Raw genomic sequence first — 21,984 nt, forward strand, 5'->3', positions numbered from 1 at the left:
TCACCGCAACTAACTTAATTCGAATCCTGTTTTCCCCGCATGGAAGCATCTGTTTTACCAGCACTTACTGTCGTTACACCAACTCGGTTTGGCAAAACGGGGGTGTTGATTGTTAATCTGGGTACCCCCGACAGCCCGTCGGTGCCAGATGTTCGCAAATACCTCCGCGAATTTCTGATGGATGGGCGCGTCATCGATATACCATTTATTCCCCGTTTTCTGCTCATCAACGGTATTATTGTTCCCTTTCGGGCGCCCAAATCAGCCAAAGTTTATAAGCAGCTCTGGAACGAAAACGGCTCTCCGCTGAAATATTACGGTCATATCGTTGAGAAGGAACTCCAGAAATCGTTGGGCGACGACTATGTCGTCAAACTGGCCATGCGTTACCAGAGCCCCAGCATCGAAGCGGGGCTGCGGGAATTTCAGCAGATGGGCCTGACCAACATTATCGTCATACCGTTTTTCCCGCAGTATGCGTCGGCCTCAACCGGCTCAGTCTACGAGAAAGTGATGGACATTGTGAAGGACTGGCAGGTCATTCCCGAAATTCGATTCATTAACCGCTTTCTGGAACACCCCAAGTTTATCGAAGGCTTTGTCCAGTTAGGCCGCAAGTACCTGGCGAGTTATGATTACGAGCATATCCTATTCAGCTACCACGGTCTGCCCGAGAGTCAGATCCGGAAAGGGGACGTAACGCATAACGTCTGCAAGTTTGGTGATTGCTGCGGTTCGCTGCACGCCATGAACCAGCACTGCTACCGGGCACAGTGTTTCGAAACGACCCGCCGTCTGGTGAAAGAACTGGGTATTCCCGAGGGTAAATACACTACCAGCTTTCAGTCGCGGCTGGGCAGTGATCCGTGGATTAAGCCTTACACCGACGATGTTATCAAGGAGTTAGCGGGCAAAGGTGTTAAAAGTGTCCTGGCATTCTCGCCTGCCTTCGTAGCCGACTGCCTGGAAACGACAATCGAGGTAGGCGTCGAATATAAGGAAATGTTCGAAGAACACGGTGGTCAGCACTGGCAGCTGGTCGAAAGCCTGAATGATAGCCCGATCTGGATCGAAACGCTGGTCGACCTGGTCAAAACAGCATAATGAGACAAACCGTAATAAAAAGGGATGACTACTGGGCCATCCCTTTTTTATTACGCCAGTAAGTTTATCTACCCGTAGCGGTTGTCGCTTTAGCCATCGACTTACCACCCTGTTCCATGTAGTCAACGGCCAGGTGGCAGAGGGATTTCATGCCCAGCACAAAACAGCTCTCGTCGATCTGGAAATCAGGGGTGTGATGCGGAGCGGCTTCCTCTACTTTTTTGCCTTTACTCATGCCGCCGAGGAAATAAAAGAAGCCCGGAATTTTTTCCTGGTAGAACGAAAAATCCTCAGCTCCCGTCTGCGCGGGCGTGATTTTCACGTTTGCTTTACCCGCCACGGCTTCCAGCGTCGGGACCATACGATCAGTCAACGTTGGGTCATTATACGTAGCTGGGTACATTATATTGATGTCTACGTCGGCTTTAGCGCCCGCGCTTTCGGCAATGTTTGTAGCAATCTCGTTGATACGTCTGTGTATCGTTTTCTGCATATTGGCATCCAGGGAACGAATCGTACCGATCATACTCACCTCTTCGGGAATGATGTTTTGCCGGATACCACCGTGAATAGCACCAACCGTCACAACGGCCGCGTTTTCAGTCAGGGGTAGATTGCGGCTCACGATGGTCTGGAGCCCCATTACGATCTGCGACGCCGTTACAATCGGGTCAACACCCGACCAGGGCGACGCCCCATGTGTTTGTTTCCCTTTCACCTTGATAGCATACGAATCGACAGCCGCCATGGTAGCGCCGGGCCGGTACTTAATCGTCCCAACTTCAGTTTGCGAATTAATATGCAGCCCGAAAATGGCGTCTACTTTCGGATTTTCGAGTACGCCTTCTTTCACCATCAGGTACGCTCCACCTTCTTCGCCCGTGGGAGCGCCTTCTTCGGCCGGCTGAAAAATAAATTTTATCGTTCCCTTCAGATCGCTCTTCACTGATGCCAGTATCTCGGCAGCGCCCATCAACATCGCTACGTGGGTATCATGCCCGCAGGCATGCATTACGCCTGTCGGCTGACCGTTGTATTCGGTTTTCACCGCCGATTTAAAAGGCAGGTCAACTCGCTCCGTTACGGGCAGGCCATCCATGTCGGCCCGTAGTGCCACAACGGGACCCGGTTTGCCTCCTTTTAACAGACCGACTACGCCCGTTTTGCCAACCCCGGTTTTTACCTCCATACCCAGCGATTGCAGATGGGCCGCCACTTTAGCCGCTGTCTGAAACTCCCGGTTACCTAGTTCAGGGTGTTCGTGTAGGTCCCGACGCCAGGTAACTACCTTTTTCTCAAGCCCTTCAGCCATTTTATCCATACGGGTACCCAGGGCTGCTATCTGCCCGAATGACGACAGGCTACAGACTGAACATGCACAAAAAAGTACAATATTTAAGTATTTTAATCTCATTTTATAAATAATTATATTTTTAGAAGTAAAGATTGAAAATTAAATATAAACCAAAATAAAATATTGATTCGTATTAATACTGGATTAATTTTGTAGCCTTAATTTCTACAGCTCAAAACAATTCATCAAGTACATTTATGAGAAAACTTCTATTAGGAAGTTGGCTGCTTACCGTACTGTTCTGTTTGCCGGTTCTGGCGCAGGATATTGCGATCAGTGGCAAAGTCACTTCATCAGAAGATGGTTCAGGTCTCCCAGGCGTGAGCATTCAGGTAAAAGGTACAACACGGGGTACCACCAGTGACGCCGACGGTAATTATCGGCTGAACACTGCGCCCGGTAGTCGGCTTGTTTTTAGCTTCATCGGCTACCGATCTCAGGAAATTACGGTGGCTAATCAGTCGACCATTTCGATCAAGATGGAACCCGACGCGGCTAATCTGGACGAGGTTATCGTAACAACCTTCGGTACGGCCAAGCGGGCCAATTTTACGGGGTCGGCTGGTACGGTCTCGGCCAATCAGATTCAGGTTCGACCCATCACGAACGTAGTACAGGCCCTGTCAGGTGCCACGCCAGGTGTTCAGACCACGGCTGGCAGCGGTCAGCCCGGTACGGCTCCGGACATCCGCATTCGGGGATTTGGCTCGATCTCGTCGGGTAACGATCCGCTCTACGTAGTCGATGGTGTTCCCTACTCGGGTAGCATTGCCAACATCAGCCCGAACGATATCGAGAGCATTTCGGTATTGAAAGACGCAGCTTCTACGGCTTTGTATGGCGCCCGGGCGGCAAACGGCGTGGTGGTGGTAACGACGAAGAAAGGCCAGAAAGACCGCAGCGTTATTAACGTCCGTTATACCAAGGGAATCAGCACCCGGGGTCTACCCGAATACCAGCGCGTGGGCATCGGCGATTATTATCCGCTGATGTGGGAAACGTACCGAAACAGCGTTGCTTACCGGGCCACCAATCCAGTACCACTTGCTACAGCAAACCAGCAGGCAACCGATCAGTTAATTAGCCTGGTTGGCTACAATGTCTATAACGTACCAAATAACCAGGTCGTTAATACGGATGGGCAGCTTAATCCAAATGCAACACTGCTTTATTCGGCCGATGATTTCAACTGGCAGAATCCCATGATGCGCCAGGGTAACCGTGATGAAATTAACTTTAGCGTATCGGGTGGTCAGAACAAGTCTGATTATTTCCTGTCTGTATCATACCTGAACGACAAAGGGTACTTGATACGCTCGGATTACGACCGATTCACGGGTCGCCTAAACGTTAATTCGCAGGTAAAACCCTGGTTCAAAACGGGAGCTAATATCTCGGCTACGATTACACGCTCGAACCAGGCAGATGCCGGTGGTAGCACCAGTTTTGTCAACCCCTTCTTTTTCTCCCGCAACATTGGTCCGATCTATCCGGTTTACGCCTACGATCCGGCCAATCCGGGTCAGTTTCTCACGAACGCCGATGGGAGCCGCGTATGGGATCTGGGGAACCTGACGGCGCGGGGTCTACCGGCACGTCCGGCCTTTGGCGGCCGTCACTCGGTCGCGGAAACGATTCTGAACCAGAACTACTTCCGCCGGAACGTATTGAGCGCCCGTGGTTACGCCGAGATCTCTTTCCTGAAGGACTTCAAATTCTCGACGAACGTGGGTACCGACATTACGAACTACAATGGCTACACTTTTGGTAACCCCATCGTTGGTGACGGTGCACCAGCGGGTCGTGCGTCGCACGAATTCCAAAACATTTCAAGCTTCAACCTGAACCAACTGCTTACCTACGATAAGTCGATTGGCAAGCATAATTTTGACGTACTGGTAGGGCACGAAAATTTTCAGGTAAATGACAATAACCTGGAGGGTTCGCGCTCGCAGCAGATTCTGGATGGCAACTACGAGTTGGTGAACTTCACGACCACAACCAACCTGTCGTCGGTCTACAACACCCGCCGGATTGAAGGCTACCTGTCCCGTTTCAACTACGACTATGATCAGAAATACTTTGTGTCATTCTCGGCCCGTCGCGACGGTTCCAGCAAATTCTACACCGACGCCCGTTGGGGGAACTTTTATTCGGTGAGTGGTGCCTGGCGTCTGGATCAGGAGAACTTCATCAAATCGATGCCGAATATTAATCTCCTGAAACTGCGCGCTTCATACGGACAAACGGGTAACGATGGTGGTGGTAACACAGCCGACGGAGCAGCTATCAGCTACTACGCCTGGCAACCGCTGTACAATCTGGGCTGGAACAACGCGTCCGAAGCGGGTATCCTGCAGTCGAGCCTGGGCAACCGGAGCCTGGAGTGGGAATCGAGCAACGCGTTTGATGTAGGTCTGGAGTTTGGTCTCTTCAACGGCCGGGTTTCGGGTACGGTTGAATATTTCGATCGCCGGTCGTCTAACCTGATCTTTGCCGTCCCTCTTCCCCTGTCAACAGGAATCACGACCGTTACGCGGAACATTGGTACGATGTATAACCGCGGTATCGAACTTGAACTGGGTCTGGAACCGGTACGTACGAAAAACTTCACCTGGCGCCTGGATTTGAACGCAACCCGTATCAAGAATCAAATCACAAAAATGCCGGAAGAGACGCCTGAAATTATTGACGGTACCAAGAAACTGGCGGTGGGGCATTCCATTTATGATTACTGGTTACGTGAGTACAAAGGTGTGAATCCGACAACGGGTGAAGTGTGGTACAGAGCGATGAATTACGTAGCTACTAATTCTACGATCACTGAAGCAGGCGATACACTGACAACTAACGTCAACAACGCCCGCTATCGTTATGCTGGTACGTCGATTCCTGCTTTAACGGGAGGTATTACGAACACATTCAAATACAGAGGTCTTTCGCTGTCAGCGCTGTTTGTGTACCAGTTAGGCGGTAAAATCTACGATGGTGCCTATGCAGCGCTAATGAGCGCAGGTGATTATGGTAACGCCAAACATATGGACATCCTGAACCGCTGGCAGAAACCCGGCGACATCACGACAGTTCCGCGAATGGACGCAGCCCGTACCTCCGATTTCAATGCCGCGTCGGATCGCTGGCTCATCGATGCCAGTTACCTGAGCATTCGTACGATTACGCTGTCGTATGCTATTCCCGATGCATTGTCGCGTAAAGCATTCCTGCAAAACGCCCAAGTGTATTTGAGTGGCGAAAATGTATTCTTCCTGTCGCGCCGGAAGGGAATGAACGTACAGCAAAACTTTACGGGTGTAACCAGCAATGCGTACAGCCCGGCCAAAAGTCTGGTATTAGGTATTTCATTCAGCCTTTAAGATTCTGACAAGTCAATGAAAAAAAGATATTTAACGATACTGATGGCAGTAGGTCTGCTAACGGCATCGTGCGAAAAAGATTATTTAGAGACCTCTCCCACTGGTAGTATTGACGCTGGTGCGGCATACGCTACCACCAAAAACGCAACGGCGGCTATCAACGGTATCTACCGGGCCATGATCGTGCGTTACCTTGACTCGCAGGGGCACTTCGGTCATCCGGCTATGATGATTATCCAGGATATACTGGGTGAAGACGTAATTATTCCCAATACAGCCAGCAATTGGCATGTCAGTGAAACACGCTGGCAAGCACACCGTAACGCCACATCTGTTGGTAACCAGTTGCCCTACCAGTTGTACTACCGGTTAATCGGTAACGCGAACATTGCTATTACTAACATCGATAACGCAACGGGTACGCAGGCCGAACGCAATCAGCTTAAAGGGGAAGCACTGGGTATACGAGCGTTCTCCTACTTCAACCTGGTTCAGCTCTATGGCAAACGCTATGATGCGGCTGCCAAGCCAAATGCACAGCTGGCTGTGCCGCTGATACTGACGCCAACGACCGAAGGACTCCCCCGCGCTACGGTAGAAGAAGTGTATACCCAGATCAATAAAGATCTAACCGAAGCCGCTACGTTACTGACTGCCAGCCGCACGTATAAATCGCACATCAACCTGGATGTGATCAAGGGCTTTCAGGCGCGGGTAGCGCTAGCGCAACAGAACTGGGCCGATGCGGCTAAATTCGCGAACGAAGCTCGCAAGAGCTATACGCCGATGACGGTTGCTCAGTATCAGGAAGGCTTCTCGGACATTCAGAACGCTGAATGGATGTGGGGCTTCGATCACCTCGAAGATCAGACGGAGTATTTTGGGGCGTTCTTCTCCTACATTTCGTCCAACTTCAACTCGACAGTTATCCGGCTTGACCCGAAGGTGGTCAACCGCGTTATCTACGATCAGATCCCGGCGACGGACGTCCGGTCGAAGATGTGGGTAAAAGCCCCAACGGCAGCTAACTCGATCGTACCGACGGGAGGGGTTCGCGTAGCCTACATGACGCAGAAATTCCGTCTGCCGGGTACGCCATCGACCAGCACCATGGGTGACATACCATACATGCGCGCTTCGGAAATGTATTTGATCGAAGCCGAAGCTTTGGCCCGACAGGGTAACAACGCGCAGGCTGCTACGGTCCTGTTTGACCTGGTTAGCAAGCGTGACCCATCGTACGTCAAGTCGACCAAAACGGGAACAGCGCTGACCGACGAAATTATGTTCCAGCGTCGTATTGAACTGTGGGGCGAGGGCTTCCGGTTCACTGATCTGAAACGTCTGAACCAGCCGCTGAGCCGAACCGGTACCAACGCTAGCTCAGCAGTAGCGGTAATTTTCGACGTAGCCGCTGGTGATAATCAGTGGGAGTTCCTGATTCCGCAACGGGAAATCAACGCGAACAAAGCCATTGTACAGAACCCACTTTAATTGATTTGGTATTCATACAGAAAATCCTGACTACGTTTGTGGTCAGGATTTTTGTTTTTTTACGTTATTCCATCATTTATCCACTGTTTACCAGACCATTAATTAACTTTTAATCAACTTACCATACTTCGTAACAATAGGATAACATATAGGCAATATTACTCAGTGAAATTTGCAGCGTCAACAAGTCGACTCTCGAATGAAACGCTGTAGCTTCACTCTACTTATCTGCTTATTTGTCACTACAATAACCTGGGCTCAGGTGACGACTAGTGCCCTTAGTGGCCGCGTCACTGATGCTAAGAAAGAAAGCCTGATCGGCGCTACGGTCCAGGCGCTATATACCCCTACGGGCGCGAAGTACGCTGCCGTTACCGACGCAGATGGCCGCTACCGGATTAACAACATGAGCGCGGGTGGCCCTTACGAAGTCTCTGTCTCTTACGTGAGCTACAAAACCGCGACCCGCTCTGACGTTACGCTACCACTGGGGGAAACGACTACGCTGAACATTGTGCTGGAAGATGCCAGCGCCACGCTGAAGGAAGTAGTGGTGAAAGGTAACCGGGGTGGTGAACGCGAGGGCGCTGGTATCAACGTTAGCAGCGAGACCATCCGCCGACTGCCGACTATTTCGCGCAGTCTGACCGACATGACCCGACTAACACCTCAGGTCAACAACCAGAACTCGTTTGCCGGAACCAACTTCCGCTATAACAACGTCACCATCGATGGCGCAATCAACAACGACGCTATTGGCTTTAGCCCGTCGCTAGGCGGCTCGACTGGTACATCGGGGCAGCCCGGTTCGAGTACGCGCACGAACCCCGTCAGCCTTGATGCTATCCAGGACATTCAGGTAGCCGTGGCTCCCTTTGACGTTCGGCTGGGTAACTTTCTGGGGGGCTCGGTTAATGCCGTAACGCGCAGTGGTACGAATAAAGTAACGGGTTCAGTTTACGGTTTCGGTCGCAATGCCGCCCTGACAGGTACCTGGAACGGCGCAGCTGGGGCAAAAGAAAAGCTACCCAGTACGTTCCACGAGTACCAGACAGGTTTCCGGGTTGGGCTACCGCTGATCAAAGACAAACTGTTCTTCTTCACGAACGAAGAAATCACCAACCGCCAGGACCCCGTCCAGTTTCAGGCCGGTTCGGCGTCGTCGCTAATCAAAGATGTGGCCGTCGCTCAGCAGATTTCAGATTTTGTCAAAACCACCTACGGCCTCGACGCAGGTTCGTACGGGGATTACTCGATCTACTCGAAAAGCACGAAATTCTTCAACCGACTCGACTGGAATATCAACGCCAAGAACCAGTTGAGCATTCGGAATAACACGGTCTTCTCAGAAGCGACCAATCTGGAGCGCGACGCGGCTAACTTCCGTTTCGGCAGCATCGACTTCCGTCAGAATAACAACCAGAGCAGCACGGTTGCCGAATTGAAAACGCAGCTCGGTGGTCGCGCATCAAACAGCCTGATCATGGGCTACTCGACGGTACACGATTACCGCACGACGCTATCAAACGTACGTACGTTCCCGCAGGTAGAAATTGCCTATAACGGCGGTACAATCTTCCTGGGGAATGACCGTGAAGCGTCAGTATTCAACCTGCGCCAGAAGACGTTCGAAATTACCGACAACTTTACGTTCTATAAAGGCATCAACACATTCACGGTGGGTACGCACAACGAGTTGTACACCATCGATTACGGTTTTGTCAACTCGCCTAACGGTCGAATCTCGTATGCGGGTACGGCGGCAAATACGACGACTAATACGCCCGCTCGCGATGGCGTGCAGAACTTTCTGATTAAGTTGCCGAATCGGGTGCGGGGTTCGTACCCGTTCGGCGACGCCAGTAACAGCCTGGATGCCCAGTTCAACAATCCATACGCGCACTTCAACGTCAACCTCTTCAGCCTCTATGCGCAGGACGATATTCAGGTGACCGATCGCATCAAACTGTCCCCGGGTATTCGTCTTGATTACACAGGGTTGCCCAACAAACCGACGTTGAGTTCGCAGGTAACATCCTCGGCCGGTGATCCAAATTACGGTACGACATACACCTACACCCCACTGAATCAAATCACCAACTCGTACCTAAACAATATTCAGATTTCCCCTAGATTGGGCCTATACATCGACGCCAGGGGCGACAAGAGCGTTGTGATTCGTGGAGGTGCCGGACTGTTCACGGGCCGTATCCCGTTTGCGTGGTTGGGTTATGCCTTCTACAACAACGGTGTTGGCTACGGAGCGTATGACTTTAACAACAACGCAACGGCATCGACCAAACTCGTTGGCGATCCATTAACGCCGGGCGGTGCGCTGGCCATCAATAACAATTCGGCCAACGGCGGTGTCCGTCGGACACAAGTTGACCTGATCGACAACAATTTCAAAATGCCGCAGATGTTCCGGGCGAATCTGGCTGTTGATTATACCATCGCCGGCTACAAGCTTACGCTCGAAGGCCTATACACGAAAGTTATTCATGACCTAAAATTCCAGCAGGTCAACACGAAAGACGTGGTCCGTTACTACAGCTACGACACGCAGAAGCAGCAGCCAATCTATGTATCGTCGACGGGTGCGGCCGGTGCGCAGCGAATCGATAACAACTTCGCCAATGCTTACCTGCTGTCGAATACCAACCAGGGGTATCGCTACAACCTGACGGCGCAAATCCAGAAGAACTACTCGGCGGGTTTTGGTTTCTCGGCGGCTTACACGTATGGCAAAGCGTTCGACCTGACCAACGGGATTCGCAACTCGATGGAATCGAACTGGCAGCTGAACCAGGCGCTGTCCCCGAACAACCCGTCGCTGGCCTACTCGAACTTCGATATCCGCCACCGCATTGTTGGTACGGTGAACTATCGCCGTACCTGGAATCCAAGCAACGCCACGACCGTAACGCTATTCTACTCCTTCCAGTCGGGATCACCTTATTCCTGGGGTTTTGTGAACCGGACTATCGATGGGACCGGACAGGCGAACAGCCTGGCGTACATTCCGAAAGATCTGATCGAAGCGCAACGGCTAATTCCAAACAGCACGCAGGCGCAGGACTTTATGGCTTTTGTTCAGAACGACAAGTACCTGAGCAGCCGGATGGGACAGTTTACCGAACGTAACGGTGGCCGGACGCCCTGGAACAACACGATGGACCTGCGTTTCCTGCACGAAATCAAGCTGCAGAACGGGCATTCGCTTCAGTTCTCCTATGACATTCTGAACTTCCTGAATCTGGTCGATAAGAAGCTGGGCTATTACTACTTCTCGCCCAATACGTTCAACTCGACGGCCTCGATCGGTCTGACTCCGGCCAGCAACCCGACATCGGGTGATCCGACTTATACCTGGAGTCGGCCAACGACGCCTTACTCAATTGACCCGCTGGGATCGCGCTGGCAGATGCAACTCGGTGGCCGGTATTCGTTCTAAGCTGACAGTAACAATCTATCTACCCAACGTAAGAAGGTCGGTTCCTAGGAACCGGCCTTCTTACGTTGATATTTTTCTAAAACGAAGTCAAGCTGATAAGCGGCTTGTTACATTTTCTGTCATCCCGACGCAGCCGGGCGGCCGGTGCCGAGGGATCTTCGGTGATATGCCTAAGAACTCCTTCTACCAAAGATCCCTCGGCACCGGCCGCCCGGCTGCGTCGGGATGACAGAAAATGTGATTATTTACCCGACAAATTAACTTTGCCGCAAAGTTAATTTGTCGGCATCTTTTGTCCACTTCGCTCAAAATTGGCTACCCATTCCGATCAGTACGGTAGACAGGATAATGAGCGCCAGTCCGGTGTATACAACCCAGTACGTGGCGGGACTGGCCCCTTTCCACTCTTTCAGAGCGAGTCCCCAGATGGTACTGAACGTAATAATAAACGCCATGTGGAGTGTCCAGCCCGCAAAGCGGAACTCTTCGCCGAGGTAGGCATCGCCCATACCGTAGAAAAAGAATTGAAAATACCAGGTCGTTCCGGCCAGGATAGCCCAGAAGTAGTTTCGTCCCAGCGGCTTGTCGGAGGCCAGATAATCGCCGAAGCTGTTGTTCCGTCGGTTCAGGATCAGGCACCAGATCAGGTTCGTTGTGAAGCCGCCCAGCAGCAGCACCGGATAGATGGCATTGTTTTGAAACAGGGGGTTCGTACCGTTCTGGAGCGCCAGTTGAGCAATAGGTTTACCCGCCGTCAGGCCGAACGCAAAACAGGCACTCAGAATCCCTGATACGGTCGCCACGCCAATTCCTTTACGCAGGTCGAACTCGGCCACGGTTTCTTTCTGCTGGTCGGCGTCCAGTTCCTGCTCCTTCCGAAAACCCGCCCGGCCGCAAACGGCGATACCCAGCAGGCAAACGGCTACCCCTGCCAACGTAAATTGCCCGGAACGGGTGTGGAGCAGTTCATCGAATTTGCCCTCCCAGAGCGGTGGTACCAGCGTACCAAAGGCCGAACAATACCCCAGTGCGACAGCCATACCTAACGAAATGCCCAGATACCGCATCGACAGCCCAAATGTCAGGCCGCCAATGCCCCAAAGCAGCCCGAACAGAAACGTCCAGCCCAGTGTCGACCCATCGGCGTTACTGATCGCTTGGGTCATGTTGATGACTGTCAGCGATCCCATCACCCAGGGGACAATAATCCACGAAGCCAGCCCGCCAACAATCCAGGCGCTCTCCCAGGACCAGCCTTTTACCCGTCGGAATGGAATATAAAACGTCCCGGACGCGTAGCCGCCGAGTGCATGAAAAAAAACGCCTAGTAACGAAGTCATACAGGTTTAGGGAGTAAACGATTAAAGGGATTTGCGAACAATGAGTCGAAAAGGGTTTTTGAGTTGCCGGATCGTATCGCCCCGGACGAGTTGAGCCGCCGTACGGCCCATCTGAGCAAAATCAGTTGAGATCACCGTAATACCATCCAGAAGGACTTCTTTGAGCTGGGTTTCGTTGTACGATAGAATGCCAACCTCCTGCCCAACCTGGTACGGCGTGTCTTTGATGCATTTGATCAGCATGACCAGATCTTCTTCGACCAGGTTGATAAACGCATTTCCGGGTTGAACATCCACCTGTTGCAGATCATGCACCACTCGCGCTCCGAAACCATACTCCGAGCAGAAGCGATGAAATCCGTTCAGGATCGCCGTCGGGTGATACGTATAGGCCGGAAAGAGAATATTGAGCGTGGTATACTTACCCAGAAGCGGCAGCGCGTCACGCAGCGCCTGGTAGAGATCATTTTCAAAATCCTGATACACCGCCGAATACTTGCCGGTTAGCCCGCCAATTAGCTTATCCATCACAATCAGTTTATGCTTGGGCAGGGTGTTCAGCAGATCAATGGCTCGCTCGTCGCTGTCGAAGAAATGGGCGATGATAACGTAATGCGTGTACCCATGAGCGTGATTCAGCAACAGGTTCTTGAACAGCCGAAACTCGTTGTTGTAGATAAAAAAATCGATTGGTACGTCGGGGCCGAGTTCCTCGACAAAGGCATCGTAAATGAGTTTTTTGTGGGCACTGAGCTTGTTGAACAGCAGAAAAACCTTGAGTTGCCGGTCAAACTCCAGCTCACTGATATACGAACCCTTACCCTTGGCAGAATCGATGATTTTCTTTTCTTTCAGCAGATCATAGGCCCGCTCCACCGTGCGCTTTGATACGTCGAATTCGGCGCAGACCTCAAAAATAGACGGCAGTTTATCGCCCGGCAGAATGTCTTTGTTCCGAATTCCCTCCACGATCGAGTTATAAATCTGAACGTACTTGGGCGTACTCGAAAAGTCATTGATGGCGATTTGCTGGAGCATAGATTACAAAAACTAAACCGACGTCTGCACGGGTAAAGACGGAGTTCTCGTGTACTGACGTAGCGTAATCAAATCGGCAGGGACCGGCATGGGGTTCCACTCATTATGGATAGCCAGTGCCGCGCCCAGTGCCGTTGCCTGCGCTACCGAAGCCGCCCAGACGGCGTGTTGCGGAAAAGCAGCCGCCAGTAAATTCATGTACAGCGGGTTATGACTAAACCCACCGTCGACGTAAATGCGTGATAGAGGAACACTCCTGTCGGTCAGCACCAGGTCAGTCGACGCCACCTGCGCGGCCACCAGATCGATCATGAACTGGTGATACGCCGTTTCATAATCCGGAAACAGCCCCAGCTCCCGTTCGCCAAAACCGGAGTCAAGAATGACTCCAGCCTTAGTCTGCTGACGTCCTGGCTCGGCCTGACGGAGCTGTTCAACCAGGGCCTCGTTATAACGTACTTGTTTATAATAATCCGGTGCTACGCCAAAATGAACTGCTAGTCGTTTCATCTGTTGTTCGTGCTCATACCCCGCGAATAACCGGCTGGCTTTAACGGGTTGCCCTTTGTATTGTAGATAGCAAAGACAGTCATTTTGCAGCTCATTAGCCGTGAGTGGTTCGGCGTTGAACGGGTTCAGACTGATGCACCAGGTTCCGGTCGAGATCAGGAGAAACGGTTCCTGGAACGAGGCCAGATACGGGATCAGGGCCGCCGACGAGTCGTGCAGCCCCCCGCCAACGTGAACCTGGGTTCCGGCAATAGTCCCCACTACCTGATCAGCGGGATACAGTTGGCCGAACAGGCGGTCGAGCCCTTCGGCCACAACCCAGTCGTGGTACTGCTGCCGGGAAAAATTCCAGAGCAGTGTATGACAGCCGATGCTCGTTACGTCTGACACGACCTCATCAGTAAACAGATGGCTCAAGTACTGGGGCAGGTGCAGGGCGTGGCGAATCTGCCTGAACAGTTGCGGCTTATCATGCCTGATCCGGTACAGCATCAGGCCTGAATTCAGGCTATCCATCAGGGGCGATGCCGTCTGTAGCGCCAGTTCCCCCGCCGGATCGTACTGTTCCACAAACTGTCGACGTAACGATTCAGGAAAGGGTTTCAGATAGTTATACAGTTGACCGACTAGTTTCCTATCGGCATCGAGATATACGAAGCTGGCCCCGTAAGTCGAAAAATTCAGCGCCTGTACGGCAAACTGCGGCAACGCCAGTACCTCATCGACCGCGTCCTTCACCCAACGAGTCAGTTCGTCGACATCTTCGCAGGGATCACCATCCTCATCCACCCTTTCAGGCAGTTGCTGGCTTTTCTCCCACACAATCCGGTACAGCTGATCGAACAGAAACAGCTTCTTGTTGGTCTTGCCAACATCAATGACAGCGATGACGGTAAAGGGCATAGGCGAAAGAATGAAAGAGTGAAAGAGCGAAAGGATAAAATCAGACTATTAAAGCAGAGCGCAAGAGCGATTTATGCGTCAGCCATTTTTCGCTCTTTCACTCTTTCATTCTTTCGCCCTTTAATTACAGCCCCGTCGCTACGGTTTTGAGGCCGCGTTCGTTGATGAGTTGCTGGCGGACGTCGAGTTGGCGGAATAGGCCTAGCGGATTCAAGGCCCCTCCAGCGCGTAACCGGGCTTCGGCGACCAATGGCCGAACATCCGTACGGAAAGCGTCCTGCAGAATCTCCTGCGCCGTTACCACGTCGTTCGCGTCGCGGGCTTCTTCTAGCGCCGTTCGGTCCACCAGCAGCGCCTGGGCATAAGCCAGTTGAATAGCTTCGACGCTTTGCAGCAAATCTTCCAGCGGATCTTTTACGTTGTGACTGGCATCGATCATCCAGCCCAGATCTTTGGTATGGCTCATGCCCCGGGCGTCCATGCCGTCGACCAACTCGTTGAAAATTAGGAAAAGTTGATAAGGCTTGATGCTACCCGCCGTCAGATCATCGTCACCATATTTGGAGTCGTTGAAATGAAAACCACCGAGCTTGCCTTCATTCAGCAGAATCGCCACAATCTGTTCGATATTGGCGTTGGGCAGGTGATGACCCAGGTCAACCAACGTATAGGCTTTCGGCCCCAGCTTGTTGGCATAGAGGTAGCTGCTGCCCCAGTCACCAACCGTCATCGAATAGAAATTGGGTTCGAACGCTTTATATTCAACGAACATCTTCCAATCATCAGGCAAGGCGGCATAGATTTCTTGCAAACCGCTGAGGGTTCGTTCGAAAGCTTTGCGGAAGTTAAGTTGCCCCGGGAAACACGACCCATCCGACAGCCAAACGGTCAGCGATTTTGACCCAAGGGCAATACCGTGCCGAATCACGTCGATATTATGGTCGATCGCCTGCTGGCGAACAACCCGGTCGACGTGCTGGAGTGAGCCGAATTTGTAGCTTACGGACTGATCCGGCTGGTCCTGGAACGTATTGGAATTGACGGCGTCGAACACTAGCCCATGCGAAGACGCCTGCTGTTGAATAGCCGCTACGTCGGTCGGAATATCCCAGGGGATGTGCAGCGAAATGGCTCCGCTGGCCCGGTTCAGGGCGTGCAGCAGGCCAACGTCATCGATTTTATCTTCCAGACTGCGCGGCTCTCCCCCGCCCCCAAAGCGGCCAAAGCGGGTACCGCCCGTACCAAGCGCCCAGCTCGGAATAGCGATCTGAAAGTCGATCAGTTTCTGAATGATTGGTTCCGCCGTCGCTACTTCCTGCGTCCAGTAGGACAGTTTGCGCTGGTGCGCAGCCAAATGACGGCTGTTGTAATCGGAGATAATGTTCGGATCGAGGGTCATAGGAAAAGGGAGAAAAGGGAACAGGAAGGAGGAAAGGGAGGAGAAAGGAAAGAAAGGAACAAGGAGAAAGGATTTTCGCCTATGAACGCCTTCTTGTTCCTTTCTCCCTCTCTTCCCTTCCGCAACGGCGGAGCGCTCCTTTTTTATCTCACAAACGCCATAGCGACACCGCCATCGACGTTTAGTACGTTACCAGTTGATTTGCTGAGCAGGCCACCCACGAAGGCGAAACAGGCGTTGGCAACATCGTCGGGCAGGATGGCTTCGTTCAAAAGCGTGCGTTTAGCGTAGTAGGCCGGTAGCTCCTCGACGGTGATACCATAAGCTTTTGCCCGACCTTCGGCCCAGCCGCCCGCCCAGATATTAGAATCGGCGATGACAGCATCGGGGTTCACGACGTTGACGCGAATATGATCGCCACCCAGTTCGGCCGCGTTCAGTCGACTCAGGTGCAGTTGGGCAGCCTTCGCCGAACCATATCCTGCGTTGTTGGGTCCCGACACCAGCGCGTTTTTGCTGACGATATTGACAACATCACCCCCGATGCCCTGTTTCCGCATTACGGCAACGGCAGCCTGCGTTACCAGGAATTGACCTTTCACCAGAATATCGTACAGCTTGTCCCAGTCGGCCAACGTGTGGTTTTCGATGGGTTTGGAAATGCTGATCCCCGCGTTGTTGACAATGATATCGACCCCACCAAAGGCTAGTGAAGCAGCCTCCATTGCAGCCTGAATACTGTCGGCGTTCGTTACGTCCAACAACGTCGTGGCTACGGCATCGCGTCCGAATTTCTTGGTAAACTCATCTTTTGCGCCAGCCAGCCGGTCTTCGTTGATGTCGTTCAGCACGACCACGGCCCCTTCTTCGGCGAACTTTTTCGCGATGGCTTTACCAATACCACCGGCGCTACCCGTTACCAGCGCAATCCGTCCCGACAAAGCTTTCGGCTTTGGCATCCGTTGCAGTTTGGCTTCTTCGAGCAGCCAGTATTCAATATTGAACGCTTCCTGACGCGGCAATGCCGTATATTCCGACACGGCCTCTGCCCCTTTCATGACGTTAACGGCATTGATGTAATATTCCGATGCCAGCCGGGCCGTGGTTTTATCCTTGGCAAAGGTGAACATCCCCACCCCTGGATACAGAATCACCACCGGATTCGGATCGCGCATGGCCGGGCTGTTTGGATGTTTGCAGGCGTTGTAGTACTCCGCATACATGGTCCGATACGTAGCAAAGGCCGGGGCCAGCTTCTCCTTCAGCGCTGCTACGTCCGACCTGTCCTCCTCGGAGGACAGGTCCAGCACCAGCGGGCTGATTTTAGTACGCAGGAAGTGATCGGGGCAGCTCGTACCCATTGGCGCCAGCTTTGCTAAATCTTCCGAGTTAATGAATTCGAGTACCCGTTCGTCGTCAGTAAAATGGCCAACCATTGTCCGTTCGGACGAACAAAAACCCCGGAGCACCGGAGCGAGCAGAGCCGCCTGTTTCTTCCGCTTGTCTGGCGATGCACTTTCCAGCTTCTGTCCCCCGAACACAGGCCGGTTTTTCCCAAAGTTACTTTCCAGGTATTCCGCGCAGCGCTCAATCACTTCCAGTGTATTCACGTAGCTGTCGTAGGACGTATCGCCCCAGGTGAACAGGCCGTGTGAACCCAGCATAATGCCTCGCAGGGTAACGCCCCGCGCGGCTGCTTCGTCCAGACAGGCCCGCAGCTTAAGGCCCAGGTCGAAACCGGGCCGCTGCCACTCGACCCAGCCAACCTCACCGCCGAACAATTCGTCGGTAATACGTTTGCCATCCTTGGCGGCCGCAATAGCGATGGCAGCATCGGGGTGCAGGTGGTCAATATGCTTAAACGGCAGAAAACCGTGTAATGGCGTATCGATGGATGGCGCTTTCGACGCCAGATCAAAGATTGAGTAGTTGAATAGCTCAACCATTTCATCTTCAAACTCCAGTCCCCGATAGACCTTCTCCAGACTCCGCAGCCGGTCCAGGTACAGAGCCGCACAACCCGCCTTGGTCAACGTGCCAATGTCTCCCCCGGAACCTTTGATCCACATTACATCGGCGTTCTGTCCGGTCAGCGGATCTTTATCAACAATTTTCACGGAGGTATTGCCCCCGCCGTAGTTCGTCAGTCGCAGATCCGCCCCCAGGATATTGGAACGGTAGATAAACAGGGCAACTTCATCCCCCGCTAGGTCAGCGGCTTTCGCGTCGTCCCATAAATAACTGACGTGTTTGAAATCGGATGCCGACCGACGTTCGGCTAGTGTATTGGAATTACTTACCATGGTCTCGTTCTATAGGCAACATCTTGTCTGTTGCCGGATCTCTTATACGTTCGGCCTAAAAGTAGGCAGAGCGATTCGGACAGGTTTCCTCTACCTACCTACTCGCTTCTACGTCCCGTCGGCTTGGGACGGCCGTAAATAAGGCTTTTTATTCTCTTCAAAAGGGCTTTGTCTCACGCTCCTACTAATAAGTAGTGTTCGCTAGTACCATTTGTGTTTAATTCCAAGCGCAGGACGGTGGGGGCCAAAACGGGTGAGGCAATCCTTAGTACTGCCAGCCAACAGATATATAAAGCCTTTCCTGTCTCCACTACGTCTAGAAGGCTTTCTATCTGTTTTCACTGTTTTGTAGGAGTGCTATGTCACCACTTGTGAGATAATAAGTGGATAATGAAATCTTTAATAAAGCACCGATTGTACGTTACTACTCAAAAATGCCTTATTTTATTTATTAAGCACCTTAGAAAAGAAACAAAAATTCCGTTCGTAGCGAATACATCATGCATTTTCTTCGCCTATCTTTGTTTCCCTGTTCAATAGGGTTTAATCAATTTTTAATCTTTATTAATCAATGAAGAAAATTTTATTTGGAAGCTGGTTGCTTTCGATCCTGTTCTGTCTGCCTCTTTTGGCACAGGACGGAGGGGTCAGCGGCCGCGTCACTTCATCAGATGATGGCTCAGCCCTTCCCGGCGTGAGCGTACAGATTAAGGGAACCAGTCAAGGTACAACAACCGACGCGCAGGGTAACTACCGCGTCAACGGAGCAGCGGGTAAAACGCTGGTTTTTAGTTTCATTGGGTATGTTACTCAGGAGGTCGTCGTTGGTAACCGGTCTACGGTAAACGTTGTCCTGGTAGGTGATTCGCAGCAGTTGAACGAGGTGGTCGTTATCGGTTACGGTACGCAGCAGCGTCAGCGGGTTACATCGTCGATCTCGGAGGTGAAAGGTGCTACGATTGCCAACCTGGCAACGCCCAGCTTCGACCAGCAGCTAGCCGGCCGGGCAGCTGGTGTTCAGGTGTCGACGCCATCGGGTATCCTCGGTCAGGCGCCGGTTATCCGGATTCGGGGTGTGAACTCGATTTCGTCGGGGGCCAGCCCACTTATCGTTGTTGATGGTGTCCCTCTTATTACGGGGAACCAGAGTGGCACGACGCCAACGAACCCCTTAGGTGACATCAACCCACAGGATATTGAGTCGTATGATATCCTGAAAGATGGTGCTGCCACGGCTATTTACGGTTCGCGGGCGGCCAATGGTGTCATCCTGATCACGACCAAAAAAGGCAAGAAAAATAGCGGTGTTCGGGTAAACCTCGACATCCAGGGTGGTGTTACCAACGCTTTTACGCGCTTTGACCTGCTCAACGCCCAGGAATTCGTTCAGATTGCCAACGAAAAAAGCGCGAACGCGGGCGGTGGCGTTATTGCGGCTCTGGACGCAAACAACACGAACACCGACTGGCAGAATCAAATCTTCCGCCAGGGCTCATCGAACAATTACAACCTGAGCGTAACGGGTGGTGGCGAAAAAACCAGCTACTATTACTCGCTGGGCTTCAACAAACAGGTTGGGGCTATCCGGCCAAACGATCAGACGCGTTTCTCGTTCCTGACCAACATCGACCATAGCATCAATAAATACCTGTCGGTAGGTGCTAAAGTTCAGGTAGCGCGCACGATCAACAACGGTCTGAACACAGGTACCAATGCTCTGTCAGGTAACCTGACCGGCGCAGCCCGTCTGTTCCCGAACGTACCGGTTTACGATGACAACAACCCAACGGGTTATAACATCTCGCCTGATGGTGCTATTCTGGGTTCGGGCGCTAACACGCGTAACATCGACAACAACTACACCAACATCCGGTTCGTTATCGATAACAACAAACTGGGTGCCACGACAACCCGCGTGCTCCCAACCGGCTACGTGAATATTACTCCGTTCCCAGGCCTGAGCCTGCGTTCGCAGGTGGGTGCCGACTACACCGGCGTTCGTACCTTGTTATCGTATGACCCTCGTCACGGTGATGGTCGTGGTTCAAATGGTGTTGTTAGCCAGACCTCACGCGAAGTACTGCGCTGGAACATCCAGAACGTCCTGAACTTCGATCGCGATTTCGGCGGACACAACGTCAACCTGACACTGGGTACGGAGTATCAGAAAACAACAGTTTCGACGTTCACCGCTGGTGGGCAGAATTTTTCGGATCGTTTCTTTCTGCAAAACGGTCTGATCACGGGTAACTACGCGACACAGACGTCAAGTGGTTCGTTCACACCGAGCGGTTTCGATTCATACTTTGGTCGTCTGCAATACAGCTACCGCGACAAATACCTGGCTTCGTTCAGTGCTCGTAACGATGGTCTGTCATCGCTGCCACTGGCTAACCGCCGGGGTACCTTCCTGGGCGGATCTGTTGGATACCGCATTGCTCAGGAAGACTTCTATAAAAACTCGGCCGTTGCCCGTGTCATGAACGATCTGAAAATCCGGGCCAGCTACGCCGAAGTAGGTAACACGGAAATTGGTTCGTTCCCATACGTTGGTATTTTCGGTGCGGCTCAGTATGGTTCGCAGAACGGTATTGGCTTCAGCCAGGCGGGCAATAATGACCTACGCTGGGAACGCAGTAAGAAAGTTGACGTAGGGGTTGATTTTGGTTTCCTGAACAACCGGCTGACCGCCAGCTTCGATTACTTCCGGAACAACATCGACGGACTGATTCTGGCTGCCCCAACACCTAGCTCGCTGGGTATTCCGAACAACTCGATCAACCGGAACGTCGGTTCGATGTATAACCAGGGTTTTGAAGCGGCCGTTGGTTTCGAGGCTATCAACAAAGGTGGTTTCCGCTGGAATATCAACGCCAACTATACGACGCTGAACAACAAAATCCTGGCGCTGAACAAAAACAACGCGGGTGTTGATCAGGATATCATTTACACCTACAACATCAACCGGGTAGGTTATTCCGTCGGCTCGATCTATGGCTATGAATACGCTGGCGTTAACTCGACCAATGGTAACCCAATGTATTACAAAGCTGATGGCACCATCGTTCAGCGGATTCTGTCATCGGGTAACTATGCATTCTACGATGCTACGAATCCATCATCGGCTACCGCCAGTCAAGCTGCTACGCTGAATGCAACCACCGACCGGAAAATTCTGGGTGTTACTAACCCGAAATTCTACGGTGGTATTACTAACTCGTTCAGCTACAGTGGTTTCGATCTGGAACTGTTCGTTCGGTATTCGGGTGGCAACAAGATCATGAACGTAACCCGTCAGGAAACCCTGCTGAACCAGGATTTCAACAACAACGGTCGCGAAATTCTGAACCGCTGGCAGCGCGAAGGCGACGTAACAGACGTACCTCGCCTATACCTGTCGCGTACCGCCCAGGCTAACCAGACGGGCAGCGCCATTAGCCGCTTTGTGGAAAATGGTGATTTCATCCGTATCCAGAACATCGTACTTGGGTATACACTGCCTAAAGGTTTGTTGAACCGGGGCGCTTTCCCAATCAGCAGCCTGCGGGTATTCGCTCAGATCCAGAACGCCTTCACCTTCACTAAGTACAAAGGCCTGGACCCAGAGTTGAACGCAAACGGCGATACGAACGATCAGTTCGGCATTGATTACAACACCAACCCACAATTGCGGGTGATTACGTTTGGCTTAAACGTCGGCTTATAATCAAG

Annotated in this window: 11 protein-coding genes; 5 read left to right on the forward strand and 6 right to left on the reverse strand. The window is 52.2% G+C overall.

The genetic code is table 11. The features are described 5' to 3' along the window. Positions 1 to 39 precede the first annotated feature (39 nt). Complete coding sequence (gene hemH / locus HU175_RS22520; protein ID WP_176568716.1) at positions 40 to 1,104, forward strand: ferrochelatase; 1,065 nt, start codon at positions 40 to 42, stop codon at positions 1,102 to 1,104. A gap of 64 nt (positions 1,105 to 1,168) precedes the next feature. On the opposite strand, the gene HU175_RS22525 is transcribed toward hemH, so the two are convergent. Beyond that, entirely contained in the window at positions 1,169 to 2,518 is a 1,350-nt protein-coding gene (locus HU175_RS22525) for an amidohydrolase (protein ID WP_176568717.1), read from the reverse strand. A 137-nt stretch (positions 2,519 to 2,655) separates the two neighbouring features. Between HU175_RS22525 and HU175_RS22530 the strand changes: the two genes are divergently transcribed. From HU175_RS22530 to HU175_RS22540, 3 genes are all read left to right on the forward strand, one after another. Continuing rightward, positions 2,656 to 5,832, forward strand: coding sequence for a SusC/RagA family TonB-linked outer membrane protein (locus HU175_RS22530; RefSeq protein WP_176568718.1), 3,177 nt, complete (start codon positions 2,656 to 2,658; stop codon positions 5,830 to 5,832). A gap of 42 nt (positions 5,833 to 5,874) precedes the next feature. Next, positions 5,875 to 7,326 carry a RagB/SusD family nutrient uptake outer membrane protein gene (locus HU175_RS22535; RefSeq protein ID WP_228724246.1) on the forward strand — a complete coding sequence of 484 codons (1,452 nt, stop codon included), beginning with the start codon at positions 5,875 to 5,877 and terminating at the stop codon, positions 7,324 to 7,326. Between the two features lie 199 nt (positions 7,327 to 7,525). Further along, entirely contained in the window at positions 7,526 to 10,780 is a 3,255-nt protein-coding gene (locus HU175_RS22540) for a TonB-dependent receptor (protein WP_176568720.1), read from the forward strand. 305 nt (positions 10,781 to 11,085) lie between these two features. Here HU175_RS22540 and rhaT read toward each other — a convergent pair whose 3' ends face one another. The 5 genes from rhaT to HU175_RS22565 all read right to left on the reverse strand — a co-directional run bounded on the left by rhaT (position 11,086) and on the right by HU175_RS22565 (position 18,273). After that, positions 11,086 to 12,120, reverse strand: a complete 1,035-nt coding sequence (gene rhaT, locus HU175_RS22545; protein ID WP_176568721.1) for an L-rhamnose/proton symporter RhaT — start codon at positions 12,118 to 12,120, stop codon at positions 11,086 to 11,088. 21 nt (positions 12,121 to 12,141) lie between these two features. Continuing rightward, a complete protein-coding gene (locus tag HU175_RS22550; RefSeq protein ID WP_176568722.1) occupies positions 12,142 to 13,158 on the reverse strand; it encodes a GntR family transcriptional regulator in 1,017 nt (338 codons plus the stop codon). A gap of 12 nt (positions 13,159 to 13,170) precedes the next feature. Beyond that, on the reverse strand, positions 13,171 to 14,571 hold the full coding sequence (locus HU175_RS22555) for an FGGY-family carbohydrate kinase (protein WP_176568723.1): 1,401 nt from the start codon (positions 14,569 to 14,571) through the stop codon (positions 13,171 to 13,173). Between the two features lie 124 nt (positions 14,572 to 14,695). After that, positions 14,696 to 15,970 carry a sugar isomerase gene (locus HU175_RS22560; protein WP_176568724.1) on the reverse strand — a complete coding sequence of 425 codons (1,275 nt, stop codon included), beginning with the start codon at positions 15,968 to 15,970 and terminating at the stop codon, positions 14,696 to 14,698. Between the two features lie 143 nt (positions 15,971 to 16,113). Further along, complete coding sequence (locus HU175_RS22565; protein WP_176568725.1) at positions 16,114 to 18,273, reverse strand: bifunctional aldolase/short-chain dehydrogenase; 2,160 nt, start codon at positions 18,271 to 18,273, stop codon at positions 16,114 to 16,116. Between the two features lie 571 nt (positions 18,274 to 18,844). Between HU175_RS22565 and HU175_RS22570 the strand changes: the two genes are divergently transcribed. Further along, complete coding sequence (locus tag HU175_RS22570; RefSeq protein ID WP_176568726.1) at positions 18,845 to 21,979, forward strand: SusC/RagA family TonB-linked outer membrane protein; 3,135 nt, start codon at positions 18,845 to 18,847, stop codon at positions 21,977 to 21,979. Positions 21,980 to 21,984: the final 5 nt, after the last annotated feature.

The organism is Spirosoma sp. KUDC1026, from assembly GCF_013375035.1.
Taxonomy (GTDB): domain Bacteria; phylum Bacteroidota; class Bacteroidia; order Cytophagales; family Spirosomataceae; genus Spirosoma.

Bases quoted from the DNA above. Each gene is read 5' to 3' on its own strand.
- hemH (WP_176568716.1), top strand. From the start codon at position 40: ATGGAAGCATCTGTTTTACCAGCACTTACTGTCGTTACACCAACTCGG.
- HU175_RS22540 (WP_176568720.1), top strand. From the start codon at position 7,526: ATGAAACGCTGTAGCTTCACTCTACTTATCTGCTTATTTGTCACTACA.
- HU175_RS22565 (WP_176568725.1), bottom strand. From the start codon at position 18,273: ATGGTAAGTAATTCCAATACACTAGCCGAACGTCGGTCGGCATCCGAT.
- HU175_RS22535 (WP_228724246.1), top strand. From the start codon at position 5,875: ATGGCAGTAGGTCTGCTAACGGCATCGTGCGAAAAAGATTATTTAGAG.
- HU175_RS22570 (WP_176568726.1), top strand. From the start codon at position 18,845: ATGAAGAAAATTTTATTTGGAAGCTGGTTGCTTTCGATCCTGTTCTGT.
- HU175_RS22555 (WP_176568723.1), bottom strand. From the start codon at position 14,571: ATGCCCTTTACCGTCATCGCTGTCATTGATGTTGGCAAGACCAACAAG.
- rhaT (WP_176568721.1), bottom strand. From the start codon at position 12,120: ATGACTTCGTTACTAGGCGTTTTTTTTCATGCACTCGGCGGCTACGCG.
- HU175_RS22550 (WP_176568722.1), bottom strand. From the start codon at position 13,158: ATGCTCCAGCAAATCGCCATCAATGACTTTTCGAGTACGCCCAAGTAC.
- HU175_RS22560 (WP_176568724.1), bottom strand. From the start codon at position 15,970: ATGACCCTCGATCCGAACATTATCTCCGATTACAACAGCCGTCATTTG.
- HU175_RS22530 (WP_176568718.1), top strand. From the start codon at position 2,656: ATGAGAAAACTTCTATTAGGAAGTTGGCTGCTTACCGTACTGTTCTGT.
- HU175_RS22525 (WP_176568717.1), bottom strand. From the start codon at position 2,518: ATGAGATTAAAATACTTAAATATTGTACTTTTTTGTGCATGTTCAGTC.